Below are 20977 nucleotides of genomic sequence, written 5' to 3'. Positions count from 1 at the left end.
TTAATTACAGTAGGCATTGGAAACTATGAAAAAGACAATTCTGGCTATTGCTATCCCGGCTCTGTTTGCATCCGCAGCTAACGCTGCCGTCATCTATGACAAAGACGGTACCACCTTCGACATCTACGGTCGTGTACATGCCCAGTACTTCGGCGAGTACGACTCCTACGATGCAGACGCAGATTCTTACTCCAAGAATGATGGTGAGCTGACCACCTATGCCCGTCTGGGCTGGTCCGGCAAAATGGCTCTGAATGACACCTGGTCTGGCGTTGCCAAAACTGAGTGGCAACTGGCCTCCGAAAACTCCTATGGCAGCGATAAGCGTGAGCTGAAGGCTCGTCACATCTATGCTGGCTTCGATGGTTCCCAGTATGGCCAGTTCCTGTTTGGTCAGACAGAAACTGCTTTCTACAATGCAACCGTCGCCAAGACCGATATCTTCAACGACTACGGTGACATGGCCAACGTCTATGATGGTCGTCAAGAAGGTCAGGCTATCTATAACGGTCAGTGGAACGGTTTTGGCCTGAAGGGTGGCTACATCACCAACAACGGCAGCTATGATGCGAACTACGCTGGCTGGTCTGGTGTTGAAGGTAAAATGGACCACGGCTACACCCTGGGCGCAACCTATGACTTCGACTTTGGTCTGGGTCTGGCAGCAGGTTACGAGTCCAAGAGCTTCGAAGATGCCTCCAGCCTCACCATCACTTCCGAAAACGGTACTTTCAGCCGTGCTGATCTGACCGACAAGAATGACTGGGCTGTTGCCGCAAGCTACACCTATCAGGGTTTCTACTTCGCTGCCCTGTATAACGAATCCACCTACAAGTTCGACGGCTTCAACGATGCCAAGGCGCGTGGCTACGAGCTGGCTGCTTCCTACAACGTAGACGCCTGGACCTTCCTGGCTGGCTACAACTTCGCTGAAGCGAAAGTGGAAGGTGTAACTTCTTACGAAGACACCGTAGATTTCACCTCCATGGGTGTTGAATACGCCTTCAACTCCAAGCTGAAAGCTTACACCGAATACAAAATCCAAGGCCTGAGTCAGCAAGATGACGAGTGGACTGTTGGTATGCAATACAACTTCTAATCACGCTTCCCTCTCGTAGGGAACGTTGAAAGAGTTGATAAAACGGCCAAGCTTGCTTGGCCGTTTTGCTTTTCTTCCCCCGCATTTGGCGCCCTGCGCCGTATCACATTGCCGGCCTCATCGGCTTGGTATCGCCACCGATATTCGTTAGATTAATCAGCTTGTTGCCCCAACAGGGAAGGAGCGGGCCTTGATCGATTTCACTCATCCGGCATGGCAGGCATTCGCGAGACAGCTGCTGGCGCAAGCGCGGGTGCGCGTGCGCGATCGCAATCTTCACCCCCTGGTCGCCCTGCTCCGTGACAATCAGCTGCTGCACTCCCTCGGCGGCCAGCAGGTCGAGCTCACCCCGGCGGGACGGCGCTACCTGCAGCGGGAGCTGACCCTGGCCAGCCTGGCCTGCGCCCCGCCGAGTCCGGAGGAGTGGATCCACGGTCAGGGCTGGCAGCTCAGGGAGAGGGTCAACCGGGATGTGCTCGCCGCCCTCTATCGCAAGGGGGACCAGCCCTTCGGCGCGGCCGAGCAGATCGATTTCGAAGACAAGGGGGTTGGGCTGTGCGCCGATGCCGCACTCAGGCTGAGGGCCAGTCGCCCCTTCAGCCTGTTCATGCAGGGGGGGCAGCTGCTCGACGCCGGCCCCTGGCTGCAGGCCCTCGGGGAGCTGAGCCTGCCGGAGCGCAGCCTGGCCGGGCTCGGCAAGCTGATCTGGCCCGGCGATGAGCCCGCCCGCCTCATCACCACGGAGCGCCTCGGGGTGTTCGCCGAGCTGGCCCTGCCCGAGGATGCCCTGCTGGCCTGGGCCCCGGGCGAGGCGCTTCATCTGCTCGCGCCCTTGCTGGCCGCCTTGCCCCCCGGGGTGAGCTGGCATCATGTGACGGATCTGGATCCCGCCGGCGCCGCCCGGGTGCAGGCCCTGGCGTCGCGTTTCGCTCGCCCCGCCAGCTGGTGGCTGCCCCGGGATCTGGTGCCCTTCATGGCAGCCTATGCCACCCCGCTGGCCGATCACCGCGGCTGGGAGCCGAGCCAGCTGCCCCAGGCACTGTGCCGCGCCTGTCATCCCCTGATCGCCGCGCAGCAGGGATTGGGGGCCGATGTGATGGCCCTGGCGCTGACATGGCAGGCGCTGGGTTAGCCCAGGGAAACGGGACGCGAAAAAGCGGTTTTCCCACAAGATGACGGGTGGTATAAAGGAAGGCGCTGCGCCGCCCAAGGGGCGCGGCGTTTACCATCCAGGACGCCCCCCAATAAAATCAATGGAACACAGGGAAAACCATGTTTGAAAAGGTTGTTGCCGCCCCAGCGGATCCGATTCTGGGCCTGACCGAAGCCTTCCGCGCCGATCCTCGTACCGACAAGATCAATCTCGGGGTCGGGATCTACAAGGATGAATCTGGTGCCACTCCTATTCTGCGCAGTGTCAAGAAGGCCGAACAGCGCCTGCTCAGCGATGAGCTGAGCAAGAACTACCTCGGCATCGAAGGCTACGCCAGCTACGGCGCCATCGTGCAGCAGTTGCTGTTTGGCAAGGGTGCCGAGCTCATCAACAGCGGCCGGGTCAAGACGGCCCAGGCGCCGGGGGGCACGGGTGCCCTGCGCATCGCCGCCGAGTTCGTGGCGCGCAACAACCTCAGCAAGACAGTCTGGATCTCGGATCCGACCTGGGCCAACCACGTCAGCGTCTTCCAGGCCGCCGGCCTCGAGGTGAAGTGGTACAAGTACTATGATCCGGCCAGCAAGGGGCTGGATTTTGCCGCCATGCAGGCGTCACTCTCCGAAGCGAAGGCCGGCGATCTGGTGCTGCTGCATGGCTGCTGCCACAACCCGACCGGCATCGATCCCACCCGGGAGCAGTGGCTGGCCCTGGCCGAACAGAGTGTGGCCGCCGGCTGGCTGCCGCTGTTCGACTTCGCCTATCAGGGCTTCGCCCGTGGCATCGAGGAGGATGCCGAGGGGCTGCGCATCTTCGCCGCCTGCCATGACGAGTTGCTGGTGGCCAGCTCCTTCTCCAAGAACTTCGGCCTCTACAACGAGCGGGTCGGCGCCTTCACCCTGGTGTGTGCCAGCAAGGCGATTGCCGACGTGGCCTTCACCCAGGTCAAGACGGTGATCCGCGCCAACTACTCCAACCCCCCTTCCCATGGCGCCGCCGTGGTGACCACCATAGTGCAGGATCCTGTGCTGTACGCCGAGTGGGTGGCCGAGGTGGCCGAGATGCGGGTGCGCATCCGCGAGATGCGAGAGCTGCTGGTGGAGAAGCTGGCGTCCCTGGGCGTGGCCCAGGACTTCGGCTTCATTCGCGAGCAGAACGGCATGTTCTCCTTCTCCGGGCTGGACAAGGCCCAGGTGGAGCGACTCAAGCAGGAGTTCGGCATCTATATCGTGGGATCTGGCCGCATCAGCGTGGCGGGGATCACCCATGCCAACATAGATCCCCTGTGCGAGGCCATCGCCAAGGTGCTCTGAGCCCGGCTGCCCGGCGCGGCCTGTCGCGCCGGATGCTGACATAAAAGAGGGCCCGCCATGGCGGGCCCTCTTTCTTTATATTGGCTGGCGTACTAGCGGCGGCGCCTGCTGCCGCCGAGCAGGGAGCCGAGCACCCCGCGCACCAGCTGACGACCCACCTCGCTGCCCAGGGTGCGGGCCACGCTCTTGGCCGCCGTCTGCACCACGCCATCATGCTGGCCGCCCCTGGGGCCGGTGCGACCGAACAGTATCTCGCCGAGGGAGCCAAGCAGGCCGCCCTCATCCTCCACCTGTGTGCTCCCCCTGGCGCCCTTGCCTGAAGCGGGGGCCGCCTCCTGGTCCGCGTCCCGTGCTCCTTGCAGCCGCTCGAAGGCAGACTCCCTGTCCTGGATCTGCTCATATTGGCCAAACAGCAGGGATCCCTGGATCAGGGCCTGGCGCTCGGCCGGCGTGAGGGGGCCTATCCGGCTGGCGGGGGGCGCCATCAGGGCCCGCTCCACCACGTTCGGGCGCCCCTTCTCATCCAGGGTGGAGACCAGGGCCTCGCCGACGCCAAGCTCTGTGATGACGCCGGCGGCGTCGAAGGCCGGGTTGGCCCTCAGGGTATCGGCGGCGATGCGCACCGCTTTCTGATCCTGGGGGGTGAAGGCGCGCAGCGCATGTTGCACCCGGTTGCCGAGCTGGCCCAGCACGCTGGCGGGAATGTCGGCCGGGCTCTGGGTGACGAAATAGACCCCCACCCCCTTGGAGCGGATGAGGCGCACCACCAGCTCAATCTTCTCCAGCAGCGCCTTGGGGGTGTCGTTGAACAGCAGGTGGGCCTCGTCGAAGAAGAACACCAGATTGGGCTTATCCGGATCCCCCACCTCGGGCAGCTGCTCGAACAGCTCGGAGAGCAGCCAGAGCAGGAAGCAGGCGTAGAGCCGGCTCGACTGGGTCAGCTTGTCTGCCGCCAGTATGTTGATGTGGCCGCGCCCCTGTTCGTCGGTCTGCAGCAGATCCTGGATGTCGAGCATGGGCTCGCCGAAGAAGTGGTCGGCTCCGGCTCGCTCCAGGGTGAGCAGGTTGCGCAGTATGGCCCCCACCGAGGCGCTGGAGACATTGCCGTAGCGGGTGGTGAGGGTCTTGGCGTGTTCCCCGACAAACTGCACCATGGCGCGCAGGTCCTTGAGATCGAGCAGCAAGAGCCCCTCGTCGTCCGCCACCTTGAACACCAGCTCCAGCACGCCGCTCTGGGTGTCGTTGAGACCGAGCAGGCGGGAGAGCAGCAGGGGGCCCATGTCGGAGATGGTGGCGCGCACCGGGTGGCCCTGCTCGCCATAGAGATCCCAGAACACCACGGGACTGGCGCAAAAGGCGGGGGCCTCAATGCCCATCTGGCCGAGCCGTTCCTCCAGCCTGGCCGAGGAGGCTCCCGGGGCGCCCAGGCCGCTCAGATCCCCCTTCACGTCGGCGAGAAAGACGGGGACCCCCAGATTGGAGAACCCTTCCGCCATCACCTGCAGGGTGACCGTCTTGCCGGTCCCGGTCGCCCCCGTGATGAGGCCGTGGCGGTTGGCCTTGGCGGGGAGCAGCGAGAGCGGGTCGTTGCCGGCATAGGCGAGGATGATGGGATGGGCCATGGGGACTCCTTGCGACGGGTTCGGATAGCAACTGATTGATTGTACTCAGTGTGGCGTCAAGGCGGCCCGCTGACAAGGGCGTGGGGAAAGCGGGAATCGATCAGTGAGCGCGGGGCCAGCGGCGCACGATCAGGGCGCAGATCAGGGCCCCCAGCAAGGCGCTGAGCAGGCCGAGCAGCAGGCTGCCGAGCAGGAAGGGGGGCAGCAGGCTCTGCGCCTCCTGCTCGAACCAGGCCAGGGACCACTCGGGATGAAAGGGGAGGGGGGTCTGGTGCAGGAGGGCGCAACCGGTGCGGTAGGCCCACAGATACATCAGGGGCAGGGTGAGGGGGTTGTTGAACCAGACCGCCAGCAGGGCCAGGGGCAGGTTGAAGCCAAACAGCAGCGCCAGGCCGACGGCGACCAGGCTGTGCATCGGCAGGGGGATCCAGGCGGCGAACAGGCCGGCGGCGCAGGCGCCACAGAGGGCGCGAGGGCTGGATTGCCACAGCGCCGGGGCGAGCAGGCGATCGCCAAACAGGGCGAACCATTTCTGCTGGCGCAGCTGCTCCGGGGTCAGCCGCAGCCGGTTGCGCCAAGACGGGATCATGACTTGTCTGCACCCCGATTGCGCCATTGGCGCACTATGCTCAGGCGCCACAGGCCGCGCACCACCACATAGCCGGTGACGGAGCTGATGATGGCCAGCACCAGGGAGCCCAGCAGCAGGGGCGGGGCTATGGTCTCGAACACCGAGACCAGCCAGGTCCAGGTAAACTCTATCTTCACCTCTTGATGGGGACGGCCGAGCAGGTGGCAGCCCACCACGTAGGCGCTGTAGAAGAGCGGCGGCATGGTGATGGGGTTGGTGAGCCAGACCAGGGCAACCGACAGCGGCAGATTGACCCGGCAGAAGATGGCGCCGCCGGCGGCCAGCAGCATCTGGAAGGGGACGGGGATCCAGGCCATGAAGAGGCCGACGGCGAAGGCACCGGCGGCGGATCGGCGATTCAGATGCCAGAGGTTGCCATCGAGCAACAGGTCGCCAAACAGGCGTAAGTGCTTGTGTTCCTTGAGCGTTTTATGATCCGGCATCCAGCGTTTAATGAGATGTTTGGGCATAATGAAACCTTGCTAAATACTTGCTCCATGGATCTGCGTCTCTTGTCGTTTGCCCTGGGGGCAAGCTCTTGTCTGCTCTGGCCATGGTTGCCTTCATTCCAATGGGGGGGATTATGGCTGTCCTTGCTGATCCCCTTCTGTTATATGCGTGCCTGGCGGCTGCTGTTTCTGGTGCTGGGCATCCTCTGGATGCAGCTCAACATGCAGGCTCGGCTCTCCTGGCTGGACGCCCTGGGTGAGCAGGCGAGCCACATCATAACCGCACAGTTGCAAAGTGCAGAGCCTCAAGACGATAAATTTACGCGGCTGCGGCTCAAGATCATCACCCTGAACGGCGCCAGCCTGCCCCTCTCCCCTCTGGTGCGCATCAATGCTTACCAGACGTTGCCCCCGTTGACGACGGGTTCGACCCTGACCCTGGTGACCTCCCTCAAACCGGCCCACGGTCTGGCGAACGAGGCGGGCATGGATGGCAGGCGCCAGCTGCTGGGCAAGGGGATCAGCGCCACCGGCAATCTGAGGCGGATCATCGAGGTGGCGCCCGCGCCCCCGGGGTTGCGGGCGCGCTGGCTGGCACGGGCCGGCGAGGCCTGGCAGGGGCTGACCCAGGCGCCGCTGCTGGCGGCCCTCACCTTCGGCGAGCAGGGGGGGATCACGGATCGCCAGTGGGATCTGTTTCGCGGCGCCGGGTTGAGCCACATCATCGCCATCTCGGGGCAGCACATCGCCCTGGTGGCCGTGCTCGGCTGGTGGCTGGGGCGGCTGGCCGGGCAGCGCGGGGCCTTGCTGGTCTCCCTGCTGTTTGCCGCCACCTACAGCTGGCTGGCGGGGTTCGCGGTGGCGACCGAGCGGGCCCTGATCATGGTGCTGATCTGGAGCCTGCTGCGGCTCTGGCGCCGGGATTGGCCTCCCTATCGCGTCTGGCTGCTGGCCTTTGTCGCCATCGTGCTCTGGGATCCCTTTGCGCTGTTTGCCGCCGGTTTCTGGCTCTCCTTCCTGGCGGTGGCGCTGCTGATGGGGGCTGGCTATCTGTACGGGCGCCCCAGCCTGTTGCGGCTGCAGGGGATCTTGCTGCTCGGCCTGCTGCCGTTGCAACTGGCCCTGTTCGAGGGGATGGCGCCCCTGGCCCTGCTCATCAACCTGCTGGCCCTGCCGCTCTTTTGCCTCTTCATCATCCCCCTGGCCCTGCTCGGTGTGCTGGCCAGTCTCTTCTCCCTTGCCCTGGGGCACGGCCTGCTCTGGCTGGCCGATGGCGCCCTCGGCCAGTTGCTCGGCGCCCTTGCCTGGCTCGACAGCCAGTGGTTGCTCTGGTGGCCGCTGCCGGGCTGGGCCCTGCCCGCCAGCGTCCTGTTGCTGCTGATCTGGCTCGCCTGGCGTCTGCCCGCCGGGCGCTGGCTGGGACTGCCCCTGCTCGCGGTGGCGCTGCTGGCCTGCTGGCCGACGCCCCCCCGCTGGCAGGTGCGGGTGCTGGATGTGGGGCAGGGGTTGGCGGTGCTGGTGACCCGGGGTGAGAGGGCCCTCCTCTATGACACCGGGGACCGCTATCCCGGCGGCTACAACATGGCCGATGCGGTCATCCTGCCCCTGCTGCGCCGCCTCGCCATCGCCGAGCTGGACATGCTGATCCTGAGCCACAGGGACAGGGATCATGCGGGCAACCGGGCGGCCCTGCTGGCGGCGCTGCCTACGGCCCGGGAGCTCTCCTCCTACCCCTTTTCACCCAGTACCCAGCCGTGCCGACGCGGCCAGACATGGCAATGGCAGGGCTTGTCCCTGCGCATGCTCTGGCCAGAGCGTAGCGGCGGCGGGCGCAACAACGACGGCTGCGTGCTCCACATCAGCGATGGCCGGGTGAGCGTGCTGCTGGCGGCCGACATCGAGAAGGAGGCCGAGGCGCGCCTGCTGGCGCTGGAGGGGGAGGGGCTGCAGAGCACCTTGCTGATCAGCCCGCATCATGGCAGCAAGACCTCTTCGACGCCGGGGTTTGTCGCCGCGGTGGCGCCAAGGGGAGTGGTGCACAGTGCCGGCTTCATGAACCGGTGGGGATTTCCCCGCCCCGAGGTGGTGGCCCGCTATGGCCAGGCGCCCTCGGCGCCCAGCCAGTGGCAGACCGGGGTGTCGGGGGCCATCCGGTTTGATGTGGGGTCAAATGGGTTTGTTGTTCGGGCCGAGCGGGAGGCCGGCCCCTGGTATAGACGCGCCGGCGCTTGGTGGAAACCGCGGCTTTGGCTAGAATAGCCCGTCATTTCCCATTTATAACGGCGATTCATGCAACAAGATACCTCTCAAGAGAGCTGGCCCGTGTTCAAGCGGTTGCTCGCCTATGTCCGCGATCGCAAGCTGGGTCTGGTCGGCGGCATCATCGGCATGCTGGGTTACGCGGCGGTCGATACCACCTTCGTCTATTCCATCAAGCCCCTCATCGATCAGGGCATCAATGGCAACGACAAGACGGTGCTCACCTGGATGCCCTTCTTCGTGCTGGGCATCGTCGCCCTGCGCGGCGTCGCCACCTTCCTCTCCAACTTCTGCATGGCCTGGGTCGGCAACCATGTGGTGCTCAAGCTGCAACAGGAGGTGTTCAACCACCTGATGGCCATGCCCATGAGCTTCTTCGACCGGCAAAATACCGGCGCCCTGCTCTCCAAGGTGACCTATGACGCGAGCCAGGTCTCCTCTGCCGCCAGCTCCACCCTGGTCTCCATCGTGCGGGAAGGGGCGACCGTCATCGGCCTGCTCGGCCTGATGTTCTGGCACTCCTGGCAGCTCTCCATCATCTTCCTGGTGGTGGGGCCCGTGGTGGGGATACTGATCAGCTTCATCAGCCGCCGTTTCCGCACCATCAGCCGCCAGATCCAGAAGGCGATGGGCAACATCACCACCTCCACCGAGCAGATGCTCAAGGGGCACAAGGAGGTGTTGATGTTCGGTGGCCAGGAGGTGGAGTCCAAGCGCTTCTTCCGGGTCAGCAACCACATGCGCCAGCAGAACATGAAGATGGTGGCGGCCAATGCCATCGGCACCCCTGTGGTGCAGACCGTGGCCTCCATCGCCCTGGCGGTGTTCCTCTATGTGGCGACCATAGACGGGGTGCGCGAGACCCTGACCGCGGGTACCTTCACCGTCATGATCACCTCCATGATGATGCTGCTCAAGCCGCTGAAAAGCCTGACCGACATCAACAACCAGTTCCAGAAGGGGATCACCGCCTGCCAGAGCCTGTTCGGCCTGCTCGACAGCGCCCCCGAACAGGACACGGGCACCCGCACCCTGGACAGGGCCCGGGGCGAGATCGAGTTTCGCAACGTCACCTTCACCTATCCGACCAAGCAGACCCCGGCGCTGCACAACGTCAGCTTCAAGGTCGAGGCGGGCAAATCCGTGGCCCTGGTGGGGCGCTCCGGCTCCGGCAAGAGCACCATCGCCAGCCTGTTGACCCGCTTCTACGACATCGACGAGGGGGAGATACTGCTCGACGGGGTCAACATCCGGGAGTACCGCCTGAGTGAGCTGCGCAAGCAGTTCGCCCTGGTCTCCCAGCAGGTGCACTTGTTCAACGACACGGTCGCCAGCAACATCGCCTACGCCGCCGAGGATCGCTACGACCGCGAGCAGATCCGCCATGCCGCCATCGTGGCCCATGCCGATGAGTTCGTCAGCAAGATGAGCGACGGCTACGACACCCTGGTGGGGGAGAATGGTGCCTCCCTGTCCGGCGGCCAGCGCCAGCGGATCGCCATCGCCCGCGCCATGCTGCGCGATGCCCCCGTGCTGCTGCTGGACGAGGCCACCTCGGCCCTGGATACCGAATCTGAGCGCCACATCCAGGCGGCCATCGACGAGCTGTGCAAAGCCCGTACCTCCCTGGTGATCGCCCACCGCCTCTCCACCATCGAGAAGGCGGACGAGATCCTGGTGATCGATGAGGGATGCATCGTCGAGCGCGGCGACCATGGCACCCTGATGGCCCAGGGGGGCACCTATGCCCAGCTGCGGGCCATCCAGTTTGGCCACCCGGATCATGCCCCCGTGAGCGACCCGGCTTGATGCTGGAGCGTCTCTGGTACGGTCAGAGTGGCTGGCGCTGGTGGCTGGCCCCCTTCGCCCTGCTGTTTGGTCTCATCAGCGGCCTGCGCCGCCTCGCCTATCGCCGGGGCTGGCTGCAGGCCTATCGCGCCAGCCTGCCGGTGGCCGTGGTGGGCAACCTCTCGGTGGGGGGCAATGGTAAGACCCCGGTCGTGGTCTGGCTGGTGGAACAGCTGCAGGCCAGGGGCTGGCGTCCCGGGGTGGTGAGCCGCGGCTATGGCGGCAAGGCGCCCCGCTATCCCTACCGCCTCGATGAGGCCAGCACCACGGCAGAGGCCGGCGATGAGCCCGTGCTCATCTTCAACCGCTGCCGCTGTCCCGTGGTGGTGGCGCCGGTGAGAAGCGAGGCGGTGCGCCTGCTGGAAGCCAGTGGCGAGGTCGATATCATCATCACCGACGACGGCCTGCAGCACTATGCCCTGGCGCGGGATATCGAGCTGGTGGTGGTGGATGGCGTGCGCCGCTTCGGCAACCGCTGCCTGCTGCCCATGGGGCCGCTGCGCGAGCCCCTCTCCCGGCTCGCCGGGGTCGATGCCGTGCTCTGCAATGGCGGCGAGCCCGGCCCCGGGGAATATGCCATGACGCTGGTGGCGGCCGCGCCGCGCCGGGTGCTGGACGATGCCATCGCCGAGGCTCCCCTCGGGCCCGAGGTGGACGCCCTCGCCGGCATAGGCCATCCCCCCCGCTTCTTTGCGACCCTGGGCAAACTGGGCTACCGGCTGCGCCAGGCCCAGGGTTATGCGGATCATCACCCCTTCGATCGCGACGAGCTGATCGCCCGCTTCGCCGATCGTCCCCTGTTAATGACCGAGAAAGATGCCGTCAAGTGTCGCGCCTTCGCGCAGCCCGATTGGTGGTATCTGCCGGTCAGTGCCGAGCTGCCCCAGGCACTGCTCGACACCCTGTTGCAATCCCTGAAGGAGTCTCGTTTTGGCACTGGACATTAAGCTGCTCGACATCATTGCCTGCCCCGTCTGCAAGGGCAAACTGCAATACCACAAGGAAGCGGGCGAGCTCATCTGCCGCTTCGACAAGCTGGCCTATCCGCTGGAGGAGGGGATACCGGTACTGCTTGAGAACCGGGCCCGTACCTTGACCAGCGACGAGCTGCCCTCATGAGCTTCGTGGTGGTCATTCCGGCTCGCTACGCCTCGACCCGCCTGCCGGGCAAGCCCCTTGCCGACATCGCGGGTCGGCCCATGGTGCAGCACGTGGTGGAGAAGGCCCTGCAATCGGGGGCGGATCGGGTCATCGTCGCCACCGACGACGAGCGGGTGCGCGCGGCCCTGGCGCCGTTTGCGGCGACGAGCGGGGCCGAGGTGTGCATGACCTCCCCCGATCACCAGTCCGGCACCGAGCGCCTGGCCGAGGTGTGCCGTCACTACGGCTTTTCCAGCGACACCATCATAGTGAACGTGCAGGGGGACGAGCCCCTGATCCCTCCCGCCATCATCCGCCAGGTGGCGGACAACCTGGCGGCGGCCAGCGCCCCCATGGCCACCCTGTCGGTGCCCATCCTGGATGCGGAGGAGGCGTTCAACCCCAATGCGGTCAAGGTGGTGACCGACAAGGATGGCTATGCCCTCTACTTCAGCCGCGCCCCCATCCCCTGGGAGCGGGACAGCTTCGCCGTCTCCCGCGAGCAGATAGGCCCCTGGTTCCAGCGTCACATCGGCATCTATGCCTATCGTGCCGGCTTCATCGAGCGCTATGTGACCTGGGCGCCGAGCCAGCTCGAGCAGGTGGAGTGTCTCGAGCAGTTGCGGGTGCTCTGGTACGGAGAGAAGATCCACGTCGCCCAGGCCCTGGCGGCGCCCCCGGTCGGGGTGGATACCCAGGCCGATCTCGACAAGGTGCGGGCCCTGCTGGCGCGCCCCTGATGGCGAGGGATCCGGTCAAAACGGCGTCTCTGGACGCCGTTTTTTATTTAAATTCTATATAATTTGTTGATTAATAAGCGTATTTATAAGCTGTTTCAAACTTTTACCCGCCATGATTTGCCAAATCGATCAGTTTGGTTATGATGCAAGACGCCGTGTTAACCCTAACTGGCACATAACGAGATAAGAAACGGGGTGTTTGGGTGATAAATGTATTCCTGGTCGATGATCATGAGTTGGTGCGTACAGGGATAAGACGCATTCTGGAAGACGTCCGTGGTATCAAGGTGGTGGGCGAGGCACAGAGTGGCGAATTGGCTGTCACCTTCTGCCGTCAACATCACCCGGATGTGATCCTGATGGACATGAACATGCCTGGCATCGGCGGGCTGGAGGCGACCCGCAAGATCCTGCGGCTGCGCCCCGATGTGCGCATCATAGTGCTGACCATTCATTCTGAAAATCCCTTCCCGACCAAGGTGATGCAGGCGGGTGCCGCCGGTTACCTGACCAAGGGCGCCGCCCCGGAAGAGATGATCCACGCCATTCGCCTGGTGCACTCGGGCCAGCGTTACATCTCTCCCGAGATTGCCCAGCAGATGGCCCTGAGCCAGTTTGCGTCGGCGGATGAGAACCCCTTCAAGTCCCTCTCCGAGCGCGAGCTGCAGATCATGATGATGATCACCAAGGGGCAGAAGGTGAACGAGATCTCCGAACAGCTCAATTTGAGCCCGAAGACGGTCAACAGCTACCGCTATCGCCTGTTCAGCAAGCTCGACATCAATGGGGATGTGGAACTGACCCATCTGGCCATTCGCTATGGCATGCTGGATGCCGATACCCTGTAGGCGGGATCGCGAAGCCATCAAAGGCGGCCTGTGCCGCCTTTTGCTTTTCGGCCAGCGGGCGCAGTATGCTCTTCCCCGTCTTTTTGCATTCACCCGTTGAGTCGAGTTGCCGATGACCCTCTCCCCCGAACCCCTTTTTGACAGCAAAGCCTTCTTGAGTGCCGTCACTCACCAGAGCGGCGTCTACCGCATGTACGACGGCAGCGGCACCGTCATCTATGTGGGCAAGGCCAAGGATCTCAAGAAACGGCTCGCCTCCTACTTTCGCACCCACGTCGACAGCATCAAGACCCGCACCCTGGTGCGCCAGATCGCCGACATCCAGGTGACGGTGACCCATACCGAGACCGAGGCGCTGATCCTCGAGCACAACCTCATCAAGCAGTACCAGCCCCGCTACAACGTGCTGCTGCGCGACGACAAGTCCTACCCCTGGATCATCATCACCGCCCATCAGCATCCCCGTATCGGCGTCCATCGCGGCGCCCGCAAGATAAAGGGCGACTACTTTGGTCCTTATCCCTCGGGCGGCGCGGTGCGCGAGAGCCTGCATCTGATGCAGAAGATCTTCCCGGTGCGCCAGTGCGAGGACGCCGTCTATGCCAACCGCAGCCGCCCCTGCCTGCTCTATCAGCTCAAGCGCTGCGCCGGCCCCTGTGTGGCCGGGCTGGTGAGCGAGGCCGAATATGCCCAGCAGGTGGAGCTGGCCCGACTGTTTCTGGCGGGCAAGAACCAGCAGGTGATAGGGGAGCTGGTGGGCAAGATGGAGTCTGCCAGCGGCGATCTGCGCTTCGAGGAGGCGGCCCGCTATCGGGATCAGATCCTGGCGCTGCGCAAGGTCACCGAGCAGCAATCGGTGAGCGGCAACGTGCTGGACGAGCTGGACGTGGTGGGCGTGGCGTTCGAACAGGGCACCGCCTGCATCCACGTACTCTTCATCCGCCAGGGCAAGGTGCTGGGCTCGCGCAGCTACTTCCCGAAAGTACCCGCCGACACCCCCCTGGACGAGGTGGTGCAATCCTTCCTGCTGCAGTTCTACCTGTCGGGGCAGGGTGGCAGGCAGATTCCGAGCGAGGTGCTGCTGGACGTGGCGCTGGAAGATGAAAGCGTCATCGCCGACACCCTGAGCCAGACCGCAGGTTACAAGGTGCGGGTGCAGAGTCGTACCCGGGCCGAACGGGCCCGCTTCATCAAGCTTGCCGCCATCAATGCCGAGAGTGCGCTGCGTTCGCGCCTGGCCCACAAGAGCACCATGGCGGCGCGCCTGGCCCAGCTCGAGGAGCTGCTGGAGCTCGACACCCCCATCACCCGCATGGAGTGTTTCGACATCTCCCACACCATGGGGGAGCGCACCGTGGCCTCCTGTGTGGTGTTCAACCGGGAGGGCCCCTTCAGCGCCGAGTATCGCCGCTTCAACATCGAGGGGATCACCGGCGGCGATGACTACGCCGCCATGGAGCAGGCTCTGGCCCGCCGCTTTGGCAAGCAGCAGGCCCCGGACAAGGTGCCGGACGTGCTCTTCATTGATGGCGGCCTCGGCCAGTTGCGCCGCGCCGAGGAGATACTGGCGCGCCAGCTGGAGTTCCTCGGCGGCAAGCATCCGCTGCTGGTGGGCATCGCCAAGGGAGTGACCCGCAAGGCGGGGCTGGAGACGCTCATCATGGGTGAGAGTCACGAAGAGATGCACCTGCCGGCGGACATGCCGGCCCTGCACCTCATCCAGCACATCCGTGACGAATCCCACCGCTTCGCCATCACGGGTCACCGCGCGCGCCGCGCCAAGGCCCGTACCAGCAGCAGCCTGGAAGAGATCCAGGGGGTCGGGCCCAAGCGGCGTCAGGCCCTGCTCAAATACCTGGGCGGCCTGCAGGAGGTCAAGAAGGCGAGCGTGGACGAGCTGGCCCGGGTGCCCGGCATCAGTCAGGAGCTGGCCCAGCACATCTTCGAGGCCCTGCACGGCCATTGAGGGCTAGGCACGCACAAGGGCCGTGACGGGGAGGGGGCCGAAATGCCATAATGCCCTGGCTTTTGAGGATTATTGATGGATTCATGAACCAAGGCGGGTGCCAACCCGGTTGCAACGCCAACCTGGCTGGGGCTACCATCTAGCGGTATACAAGAAGTGGCTGAAAATAATGACAAATATTCCTAATTTACTGACGTTTTTCCGGATATTGCTGATCCCCGTCTTCGTCGTCCTGTTCTATCTGCCCTACCAGTGGTCCTATCTGGCCGCGGCCATCGTCTTCTTCTTGGCCGCCGCCACCGACTGGTTCGATGGCTACCTCGCCCGCAAGCTGAACCAGTCCACCGCCTTCGGTGCCTTCCTCGATCCGGTCGCCGACAAGATCATGGTGGCCGCCGCCCTGGTGGTCATCGTCGAGCACTACAACACCGTCTGGGTCACCATCCCCGCCATGACCATGATAGGGCGCGAGATCATCATCTCCGCCTTGCGTGAATGGATGGCCGAGCTCGGCAAGCGTTCCGCCGTGGCGGTGAGCTGGATTGGCAAGTGGAAGACCATGATCCAGATGGCCTCGCTCACCGGCCTCATCTGGCAATACGATATCTGGATGGTATGGTGTTCCTACCTGCTGCTCTACGTGGCCACAGTGCTCACCTTCTGGTCCATGTTCCAGTATCTGCGCGCGGCCTGGGGCGATCTGAGCTACCACTCCCGCTTCTGAGGGAGGAGGCCCTCGCCCGGGCAGCGGGCGAGGGCAAGAGTGACGGTTTCCCAAGTTGCTTTGCCAGATGGGCAACAAGCACTGAAAAAAGACAAAAAGCATAAAAAACGGTCGAACGATCAGAGTATTAAATAATTTGGGTTGACTGACGGGCCAGCATCGCTAGAATGCGTCCTCGTAGTCAGGCACTCAGCCAGACCAATGCGGGAATAGCTCAGTTGGTAGAGCACGACCTTGCCAAGGTCGGGGTCGCGAGTTCGAGTCTCGTTTCCCGCTCCAGTTTCTTGCTCGTTCAGAGCAGTGAAAGAGAGAGTACCAAGTCTCTTTTTTGCATGGCGCGTTAGCAAAGCGGTTATGCAGCGGATTGCAAATCCGTTTAGTCCGGTTCGACTCCGGAACGTGCCTCCATATTGACCAGTCCGCCCCGCGGGCTTGATACCGATTGCGGTGCCCGAGTGGTGAAATCGGTAGACACAAGGGATTTAAAATCCCTCGACGTTCGCGTCGTGCCGGTTCGATTCCGGCCTCGGGCACCATTAAAATTGAAGAAAAAAGCCTTACAGATTAAACAGATACGACGCTTTATTGCGTCGTTTTTGTTTCTGCTCCCCAGCGTTTCCCCTCTCTCACTTTTCCTTTCTTGTCCATTTCTTGTCTAAGCGACTTACTACTTCCTGCCACTCGTTGCGAACAACCTGCTCAGTCTTCCAACATAGCCAAGGACGTTTGGTAGGCTACTGCTCCGGACTTTTCCGGGGTCTGTCTCTGGTGCTGAGACAAGTGCCGCTCACCGTTACTCCTTCCTCTTCACCCCCTCCCAAACCCGCATTGAATCCCCTTTGAAACAGATATTAATCCCATGATCTAACCCATCATCGGAGGTATCTATGCAGACCAAATTTCGCTTTACCAATGCAGCCATCAAGGCTTTGCCCGCACAACAACGAGACGCTGCCGCCACTGAACTGGAGTTCTCCGATACAGAGGTCATCGGCTTAAAGCTCTTGTCAGGAAAAAGCCAGGGCAGTAAGCGTTTCCTACTGCGATATACCCTCCAGGGCAAGAAGCGCAGCATCGCTTTGGGGCGATTCGGCGATATTGACGTGAGCCAAGCCAGGACCATTGCCCGCAAGTACAAGGCGATGCTGGCAGAAGGCATCGACCCGGTAGCAGAGCGGGATAGCTACAAAACCGAGCCCACCCTGTCGGAGTTCTTCTGGCAGACCTTTTTGCCGCACCTCAAGACCATCGGCAAGCGGTCGATCAACAGCGACATTCAGCGGTTCAAACACAATATCGAACCACGCTTTGGAGCCATGCGTTACCGGCAACTCAAGGCGATGGATGTCCTGCAGTTGCAATCGGAGATGGTTCACCCCAACAACCCTCAGCAGACCGCCTACGCACCGAGTACCGCCAACAGGGTGTTGGCCCAGTTAAAGACCATGGGCAGCTATGCGGTGCGCTGGGGCATTCTGGACACCAACGAGGCGGCCAAGATCAAGCTGTTGAAGGAGGACAATGCCAGGACGCGTTTCCTATCGATTGAAGAGATGAAACGGGTCATTGAGGTGGCATTGCAGGATCGCAATCAAGCCGCAGGCAGCTTCATCGCGATGCTCTATCTGACGGGGGCAAGAAAATCAGAGGTGTTACTCGCTAAATGGGAACATGTGAACTGGGAGGATAAGACGCTGTTCGTACCCCTGACCAAGAATGGCAAGAGCCGGATCATTTATCTGAGTGCGCTGGCTATCGATATTCTGGAGAAGCTCCCCAGAATAGCCGGTAATCCCTATGTATTCGCGAGCCAGCATATTCGATGTCAGGGCAAGCCCATTGGTGAACCCAGATGTGCCTATGAACGGGTGTTGCAGAAAGCGGGTATCGAAGACCGCGATGAGGTCTGCTTCCATACGGCTCGTCATTCTGTCGCCAGTGCTTTGGTCTCTTCCGGGCAATACAGCCTGTATGACGTCAAGGCGCAACTGGCCCACGCCAGCATTCAATCCTCCCAGCGGTATGCAAAGCTGACTTCTGAGCGCAGTCGTAATATCAGCGAAGGTCTCTCGTCGATGATCCAGGCAGAGTGACCGAAAAGGTATTGTTTATAAACAGATATTAATTACCAGACAGCGCTGTCACATCGGCTGTTGGTCCACATTTCACAGTTCCCAGGCCCTTAAGTTCATCTGAGCTTAAGGGCCTTTTTGTTGGAGAGAAAAACGATGAAAACTTGTATGGAATGGCCGGAGGAGTCATTGCTCGCGGCCTACCCGGCACTCCATGTCTCGGTCATGGAGCAAATTATCGAGCCCTTTTCATCAGTAGAGGAGGCGAGGGCATTCTGGGACACGACCGGTTGTAGTCTGGTCATTATCGAGATGACGGACTCGGTGAATGAGTTCCAGGCCATGCCACAGCATACCCAGAATCAGGTGATGTTCGGTTTGCGTTACCCGGAGCAAGAGTTCGCCATATCCGAAGATTGGCGTCTGTTGCTGGCCATTCTCAACGATGAGGGTGCTGGGATTTACCTGCTGATCCACTCAGATGCTCCGCTGATCACCACCCTGGAGGGGATGCACCATGAGTAATCCCAGTCATAGCGACATCATGCGCAAGTTAAAAGAGATCAAGGGGATTAAGGAGCTGCTGGAGAAGGCCGTACTGTTGTATGTCCTGCTCACGGATGGCGATCTGCCGGTCTGGTGCTATGCGCTCATCATCGGTGCGCTGGCTTATCTGGTAAACCCGTTCGACGTGGTACCAGATCCCATTCCATTTGCCGGTTATCTGGATGACTTATCGGTCATCACCTCGGCATTAGCCGCACTGCCGGTTAAGTCACACCACCGTCAATCCGCCAAGGACCGAATGAGATCACTGTGACAGTGATGGAGTCGGTCCTGTCACGCTATCGCGTTTTCTATGACCCTTTATCTATGACCCATCTACCGATGATCTGGAGATCGCAATCTCCGGTTATCTAACGACGTTGTAAGGAAACTATCATGACAAGACCCCGTAAAAACCGCGTTGAAGAGACCCCTAAATCTGTCAGTAATACGGCAGCAGCATCAAACACCCCCGACACCGCGCCAACCACAGAGCCCCCTCTCACATCCGGAGCAAGCGGCTGCGCCGAGCCTCTCTCGCCAGCCCTTGCGGCTGACGCCGACAAGGCCAGGCCTGGACCCGGCGACACCGCAGACTCCGTGCCCGGCGGCCCTGCACCCATACTCACCTTGCTCAACCATACCGCCGAGAAACTCAGTAGCAGATCAGAAGGGCTGATTTTCTATGCCATCGGTCGTCATGAAGAGAGTGGCGAGCTGTTCCTGAAAATCACCGGCAATCAGGGTGGAGGTCTGCATAGCAAGGAGTGGATTGCGCTGTCGGCGATTGACGATGTGTTGCGCTCCTTGCCCGCAGACAAGCCGTTTAAATCCAGCGTTATGAAGCGACTGTTTAAAGGTGGCAGTGCCAATAACGCCGGATTCTTATCAGCCATTCTGCGCTCGGACGGGCTGAAATTGGTCCAGAAGGCAGACGGCAATCCGATGCTGCACGAACTGGTGCCTGATTACCTTGAGCGCTTGGGTTCGCTAACCAATGAGCTCTGTACCGTAACTTCTACCATCGAATAACCCCTGCATAGCACTCACCTGTCCAAGGGTGAGCCCCCCAAACAACCAATCTGAGGTGATTATGACGATCCCATTTGCGGGCGATTTTACCCTGCCTGTCAGTCAGGCATTGATGAGTATTCTGGATCAGGAACTGGTTAGATCTGGAATGGTGCTGAAGGGAAAATCCAGTCTGGTCTTCAACTTCCGAGACCCGGATTACGGCCCGGTTCGTGGCGGCTTTCATCCGGTAGAAATACGGCTGCTAAAGCGTAAAGACCAGTGGCAGTTCGATTACGTGACGGACTTTAGCTATCAGGGGCCGGAGGAGATGGCGGAGTTGGTCAAAGAGATCGACTTCAACTTTTTGAGCGAAGAATACTACCTGCTCCGTTACGGCCAGATGGGACCAGCGTCGGCTAGGGAGCTTTATACGATGTGGGAGTCGAACTTCGTCAGTTACTACCACATGGGTGTGTTTACCGTCTCAGTGGCTGCGTAACCGTCGCACCGGACAGGAGAGGAACAGGAACCAGCGGCGGTTTGGTACTGGCGGTGGCGTTGCCGAGTTTACCTTTCCATGTAGGGCAAGGAGCCATGGACTAACCCAACTCGAAACCGGTCAGCGGCTCAGTAGGTTAGTCCATCCTTCGTCTGTTTCAGGTGTCCTTCTCACCACCCACCCCCCAAAACAAGTATCCCCGGCCCGCGGCTGGGAGGCTTGTTTTTTTGTCATCGGCGGGAGGGAGGAAGACAGATAAGTGTGTATCCCCAATAGAGTTATTCCACCAAGCCTGAAACCGGCTGACTATCTGGTTTTTTGGATACTTGTTTGCACGCAATAGGCTCAATTTGCGCAGCACAGCGCTGCCACCGTCGAGTAATCGCTCATTTTGTGATGATGGCAAATGTTAAATGTTTCAATCGACTGGTATGGTAGGGCTCTTATGCATCTGTTCACACAGGCGTGGTTTGGCGGCGTATCCATGGTTTACCAACGGACTTTTTATACAGTGGTAATGAAAGCGCAAAAAGAGAGGGTCAAGCGAACACGTTCAGCTACTCAAAGGTTGCTGGTAATATTATGATTTAATTAAAATTTTACTTAGCAATGATGAAGATGGGGTGGAGTTATATGGAAGGCCCTGTTAACGGATTAGTATCGCCTTCCATCTAATCACTGTTAGGCATTTAAGAGGCACTAATGAGCATCGACGACAACAAGGCCAAAGACATTATCCGTCGCGTAGAGGAAACGCTGGAGACGGCAAAGCACGGCCTTTCGGATTTGCTCGATCCATCGCGTACCCGACGCTACACAGGACTGAGGAATCTCATTGCATTTGGCCGCTCGGTGACCTTCGTGATTCAGAACCTTCGTGGAGTGGATGGCTTGGACTTCGACTCCTGGTATCAACCACGACAAGAGGCAATTGTAGTGGTCAACTAAATCCGGACACACAGTTAAGCCGATTTTCGGCCTCTGCTGGCGGTATCCCATCATTATGTTGATGTGGACGCCGCCAGTTGTAGTAATCCATCAGGTAATAGCTGATATC

General features: G+C 61.3%; 20 protein-coding genes and 3 tRNA genes. 20 read left to right on the top strand and 3 right to left on the bottom strand.

All coding sequences use genetic code 11. The features are described 5' to 3' along the window. Window positions 1-25: 25 nt before the first annotated feature. The 3 genes from ACLHZ1_RS14915 (at window position 26) to ACLHZ1_RS14905 (ending at window position 3562) form a co-directional block, all read left to right on the top strand. A complete protein-coding gene (locus ACLHZ1_RS14915) occupies window positions 26-1099 on the top strand; it encodes a porin (protein ID WP_102948612.1) in 1074 nt (357 codons plus the stop codon). Window positions 1100-1289: 190 nt separating this feature from the next. Then, window positions 1290-2231 (top strand): hypothetical protein, encoded by a 942-nt coding sequence (locus ACLHZ1_RS14910; protein WP_427262714.1) that lies wholly within the window; start codon window positions 1290-1292, stop codon window positions 2229-2231. Window positions 2232-2371: 140 nt separating this feature from the next. Next, window positions 2372-3562: an amino acid aminotransferase gene (locus ACLHZ1_RS14905; RefSeq protein WP_427262713.1), complete on the top strand. Its 1191-nt coding sequence runs from the start codon at window positions 2372-2374 to the stop codon at window positions 3560-3562. A 92-nt stretch (window positions 3563-3654) separates the two neighbouring features. Here ACLHZ1_RS14905 and ACLHZ1_RS14900 read toward each other — a convergent pair whose 3' ends face one another. From ACLHZ1_RS14900 to ACLHZ1_RS14890, 3 genes are all read right to left on the bottom strand, one after another. Beyond that, window positions 3655-5184, bottom strand: a complete 1530-nt coding sequence (locus tag ACLHZ1_RS14900) for a helicase HerA-like domain-containing protein (protein ID WP_427262712.1) — start codon at window positions 5182-5184, stop codon at window positions 3655-3657. Window positions 5185-5284: 100 nt separating this feature from the next. Further along, window positions 5285-5773, bottom strand: coding sequence for a DUF2062 domain-containing protein (locus ACLHZ1_RS14895; protein ID WP_427262711.1), 489 nt, complete (start codon window positions 5771-5773; stop codon window positions 5285-5287). Continuing rightward, window positions 5770-6285 carry a DUF2062 domain-containing protein gene (locus ACLHZ1_RS14890; RefSeq protein WP_427262710.1) on the bottom strand — a complete coding sequence of 172 codons (516 nt, stop codon included), beginning with the start codon at window positions 6283-6285 and terminating at the stop codon, window positions 5770-5772. Before ACLHZ1_RS14890 ends, ACLHZ1_RS14895 begins: the two co-directional genes overlap by 4 nt. Before the next feature lie 27 nt (window positions 6286-6312). Here ACLHZ1_RS14890 and ACLHZ1_RS14885 point away from each other — a divergent pair, with 27 nt between their 5' ends. The 17 genes from ACLHZ1_RS14885 (at window position 6313) to ACLHZ1_RS14805 (ending at window position 20868) form a co-directional block, all read left to right on the top strand. Beyond that, window positions 6313-8523 (top strand): DNA internalization-related competence protein ComEC/Rec2, encoded by a 2211-nt coding sequence (locus ACLHZ1_RS14885; protein ID WP_427262747.1) that lies wholly within the window; start codon window positions 6313-6315, stop codon window positions 8521-8523. 30 nt (window positions 8524-8553) lie between these two features. Next, window positions 8554-10332, top strand: coding sequence for a lipid A ABC transporter ATP-binding protein/permease MsbA (gene msbA / locus ACLHZ1_RS14880; protein WP_427262709.1), 1779 nt, complete (start codon window positions 8554-8556; stop codon window positions 10330-10332). Next, a complete protein-coding gene (gene lpxK / locus ACLHZ1_RS14875; protein ID WP_408794830.1) occupies window positions 10332-11318 on the top strand; it encodes a tetraacyldisaccharide 4'-kinase in 987 nt (328 codons plus the stop codon). The genes msbA and lpxK overlap by 1 nt, the downstream gene beginning before the upstream one ends. Further along, entirely contained in the window at window positions 11302-11490 is a 189-nt protein-coding gene (locus ACLHZ1_RS14870) for a Trm112 family protein (RefSeq protein ID WP_408746264.1), read from the top strand. The genes lpxK and ACLHZ1_RS14870 overlap by 17 nt, the downstream gene beginning before the upstream one ends. Beyond that, window positions 11487-12251: a 3-deoxy-manno-octulosonate cytidylyltransferase gene (kdsB, locus tag ACLHZ1_RS14865; protein ID WP_427262708.1), complete on the top strand. Its 765-nt coding sequence runs from the start codon at window positions 11487-11489 to the stop codon at window positions 12249-12251. The genes ACLHZ1_RS14870 and kdsB overlap by 4 nt, the downstream gene beginning before the upstream one ends. Window positions 12252-12454: 203 nt before the next feature. Beyond that, complete coding sequence (uvrY, locus tag ACLHZ1_RS14860; protein ID WP_041998212.1) at window positions 12455-13099, top strand: UvrY/SirA/GacA family response regulator transcription factor; 645 nt, start codon at window positions 12455-12457, stop codon at window positions 13097-13099. Between the two features lie 112 nt (window positions 13100-13211). Beyond that, entirely contained in the window at window positions 13212-15065 is a 1854-nt protein-coding gene (uvrC, locus tag ACLHZ1_RS14855; protein WP_427262707.1) for an excinuclease ABC subunit UvrC, read from the top strand. A gap of 169 nt (window positions 15066-15234) precedes the next feature. Continuing rightward, on the top strand, window positions 15235-15789 hold the full coding sequence (pgsA, locus tag ACLHZ1_RS14850) for a CDP-diacylglycerol--glycerol-3-phosphate 3-phosphatidyltransferase (RefSeq protein ID WP_041998207.1): 555 nt from the start codon (window positions 15235-15237) through the stop codon (window positions 15787-15789). Window positions 15790-15992: 203 nt separating this feature from the next. Then, window positions 15993-16068, top strand: a tRNA-Gly gene (locus ACLHZ1_RS14845). 55 nt (window positions 16069-16123) lie between these two features. Then, window positions 16124-16197, top strand: a tRNA-Cys gene (locus ACLHZ1_RS14840). Window positions 16198-16238: 41 nt separating this feature from the next. Beyond that, window positions 16239-16325 (top strand) — tRNA-Leu (locus ACLHZ1_RS14835). Window positions 16326-16676: 351 nt separating this feature from the next. Then, window positions 16677-17882 carry a tyrosine-type recombinase/integrase gene (locus tag ACLHZ1_RS14830; protein ID WP_263309400.1) on the top strand — a complete coding sequence of 402 codons (1206 nt, stop codon included), beginning with the start codon at window positions 16677-16679 and terminating at the stop codon, window positions 17880-17882. A gap of 147 nt (window positions 17883-18029) precedes the next feature. After that, window positions 18030-18386 carry a hypothetical protein gene (locus ACLHZ1_RS14825; RefSeq protein WP_041213127.1) on the top strand — a complete coding sequence of 119 codons (357 nt, stop codon included), beginning with the start codon at window positions 18030-18032 and terminating at the stop codon, window positions 18384-18386. Next, entirely contained in the window at window positions 18379-18681 is a 303-nt protein-coding gene (locus tag ACLHZ1_RS14820) for a YkvA family protein (RefSeq protein WP_025201450.1), read from the top strand. The genes ACLHZ1_RS14825 and ACLHZ1_RS14820 overlap by 8 nt, the downstream gene beginning before the upstream one ends. 122 nt (window positions 18682-18803) lie before the next feature. Next, window positions 18804-19439 (top strand): hypothetical protein, encoded by a 636-nt coding sequence (locus ACLHZ1_RS14815; protein ID WP_427262706.1) that lies wholly within the window; start codon window positions 18804-18806, stop codon window positions 19437-19439. Between the two features lie 61 nt (window positions 19440-19500). Then, a complete protein-coding gene (locus ACLHZ1_RS14810; RefSeq protein WP_427262705.1) occupies window positions 19501-19920 on the top strand; it encodes a DUF2787 family protein in 420 nt (139 codons plus the stop codon). Between the two features lie 702 nt (window positions 19921-20622). Next, window positions 20623-20868, top strand: coding sequence for a hypothetical protein (locus ACLHZ1_RS14805; protein ID WP_427262704.1), 246 nt, complete (start codon window positions 20623-20625; stop codon window positions 20866-20868). The last annotated feature ends 109 nt before the right edge of the window (window positions 20869-20977 follow it).

It is taken from the genome of Aeromonas sobria, assembly GCF_050266975.1.
GTDB lineage: Bacteria > Pseudomonadota > Gammaproteobacteria > Enterobacterales > Aeromonadaceae > Aeromonas > Aeromonas sobria_B.
This window is presented reverse-complemented; position numbering and strand designations above follow the sequence as displayed.

Excerpts from the sequence above, each read along its gene's own strand:
- ACLHZ1_RS14885 (WP_427262747.1), top strand. The coding sequence starts at position 6,313 with ATGGATCTGCGTCTCTTGTCGTTTGCCCTGGGGGCAAGCTCTTGTCTG.
- uvrC (WP_427262707.1), top strand. The coding sequence starts at position 13,212 with ATGACCCTCTCCCCCGAACCCCTTTTTGACAGCAAAGCCTTCTTGAGT.
- msbA (WP_427262709.1), top strand. The coding sequence starts at position 8,554 with ATGCAACAAGATACCTCTCAAGAGAGCTGGCCCGTGTTCAAGCGGTTG.
- ACLHZ1_RS14805 (WP_427262704.1), top strand. The coding sequence starts at position 20,623 with ATGAGCATCGACGACAACAAGGCCAAAGACATTATCCGTCGCGTAGAG.
- ACLHZ1_RS14905 (WP_427262713.1), top strand. The coding sequence starts at position 2,372 with ATGTTTGAAAAGGTTGTTGCCGCCCCAGCGGATCCGATTCTGGGCCTG.
- ACLHZ1_RS14890 (WP_427262710.1), bottom strand. The coding sequence starts at position 6,285 with ATGCCCAAACATCTCATTAAACGCTGGATGCCGGATCATAAAACGCTC.
- ACLHZ1_RS14815 (WP_427262706.1), top strand. The coding sequence starts at position 18,804 with ATGACAAGACCCCGTAAAAACCGCGTTGAAGAGACCCCTAAATCTGTC.
- ACLHZ1_RS14810 (WP_427262705.1), top strand. The coding sequence starts at position 19,501 with ATGACGATCCCATTTGCGGGCGATTTTACCCTGCCTGTCAGTCAGGCA.
- kdsB (WP_427262708.1), top strand. The coding sequence starts at position 11,487 with ATGAGCTTCGTGGTGGTCATTCCGGCTCGCTACGCCTCGACCCGCCTG.
- lpxK (WP_408794830.1), top strand. The coding sequence starts at position 10,332 with ATGCTGGAGCGTCTCTGGTACGGTCAGAGTGGCTGGCGCTGGTGGCTG.
- ACLHZ1_RS14900 (WP_427262712.1), bottom strand. The coding sequence starts at position 5,184 with ATGGCCCATCCCATCATCCTCGCCTATGCCGGCAACGACCCGCTCTCG.
- ACLHZ1_RS14915 (WP_102948612.1), top strand. The coding sequence starts at position 26 with ATGAAAAAGACAATTCTGGCTATTGCTATCCCGGCTCTGTTTGCATCC.
- ACLHZ1_RS14825 (WP_041213127.1), top strand. The coding sequence starts at position 18,030 with ATGGAATGGCCGGAGGAGTCATTGCTCGCGGCCTACCCGGCACTCCAT.
- ACLHZ1_RS14830 (WP_263309400.1), top strand. The coding sequence starts at position 16,677 with ATGCAGACCAAATTTCGCTTTACCAATGCAGCCATCAAGGCTTTGCCC.
- ACLHZ1_RS14820 (WP_025201450.1), top strand. The coding sequence starts at position 18,379 with ATGAGTAATCCCAGTCATAGCGACATCATGCGCAAGTTAAAAGAGATC.
- pgsA (WP_041998207.1), top strand. The coding sequence starts at position 15,235 with ATGACAAATATTCCTAATTTACTGACGTTTTTCCGGATATTGCTGATC.
- ACLHZ1_RS14895 (WP_427262711.1), bottom strand. The coding sequence starts at position 5,773 with ATGATCCCGTCTTGGCGCAACCGGCTGCGGCTGACCCCGGAGCAGCTG.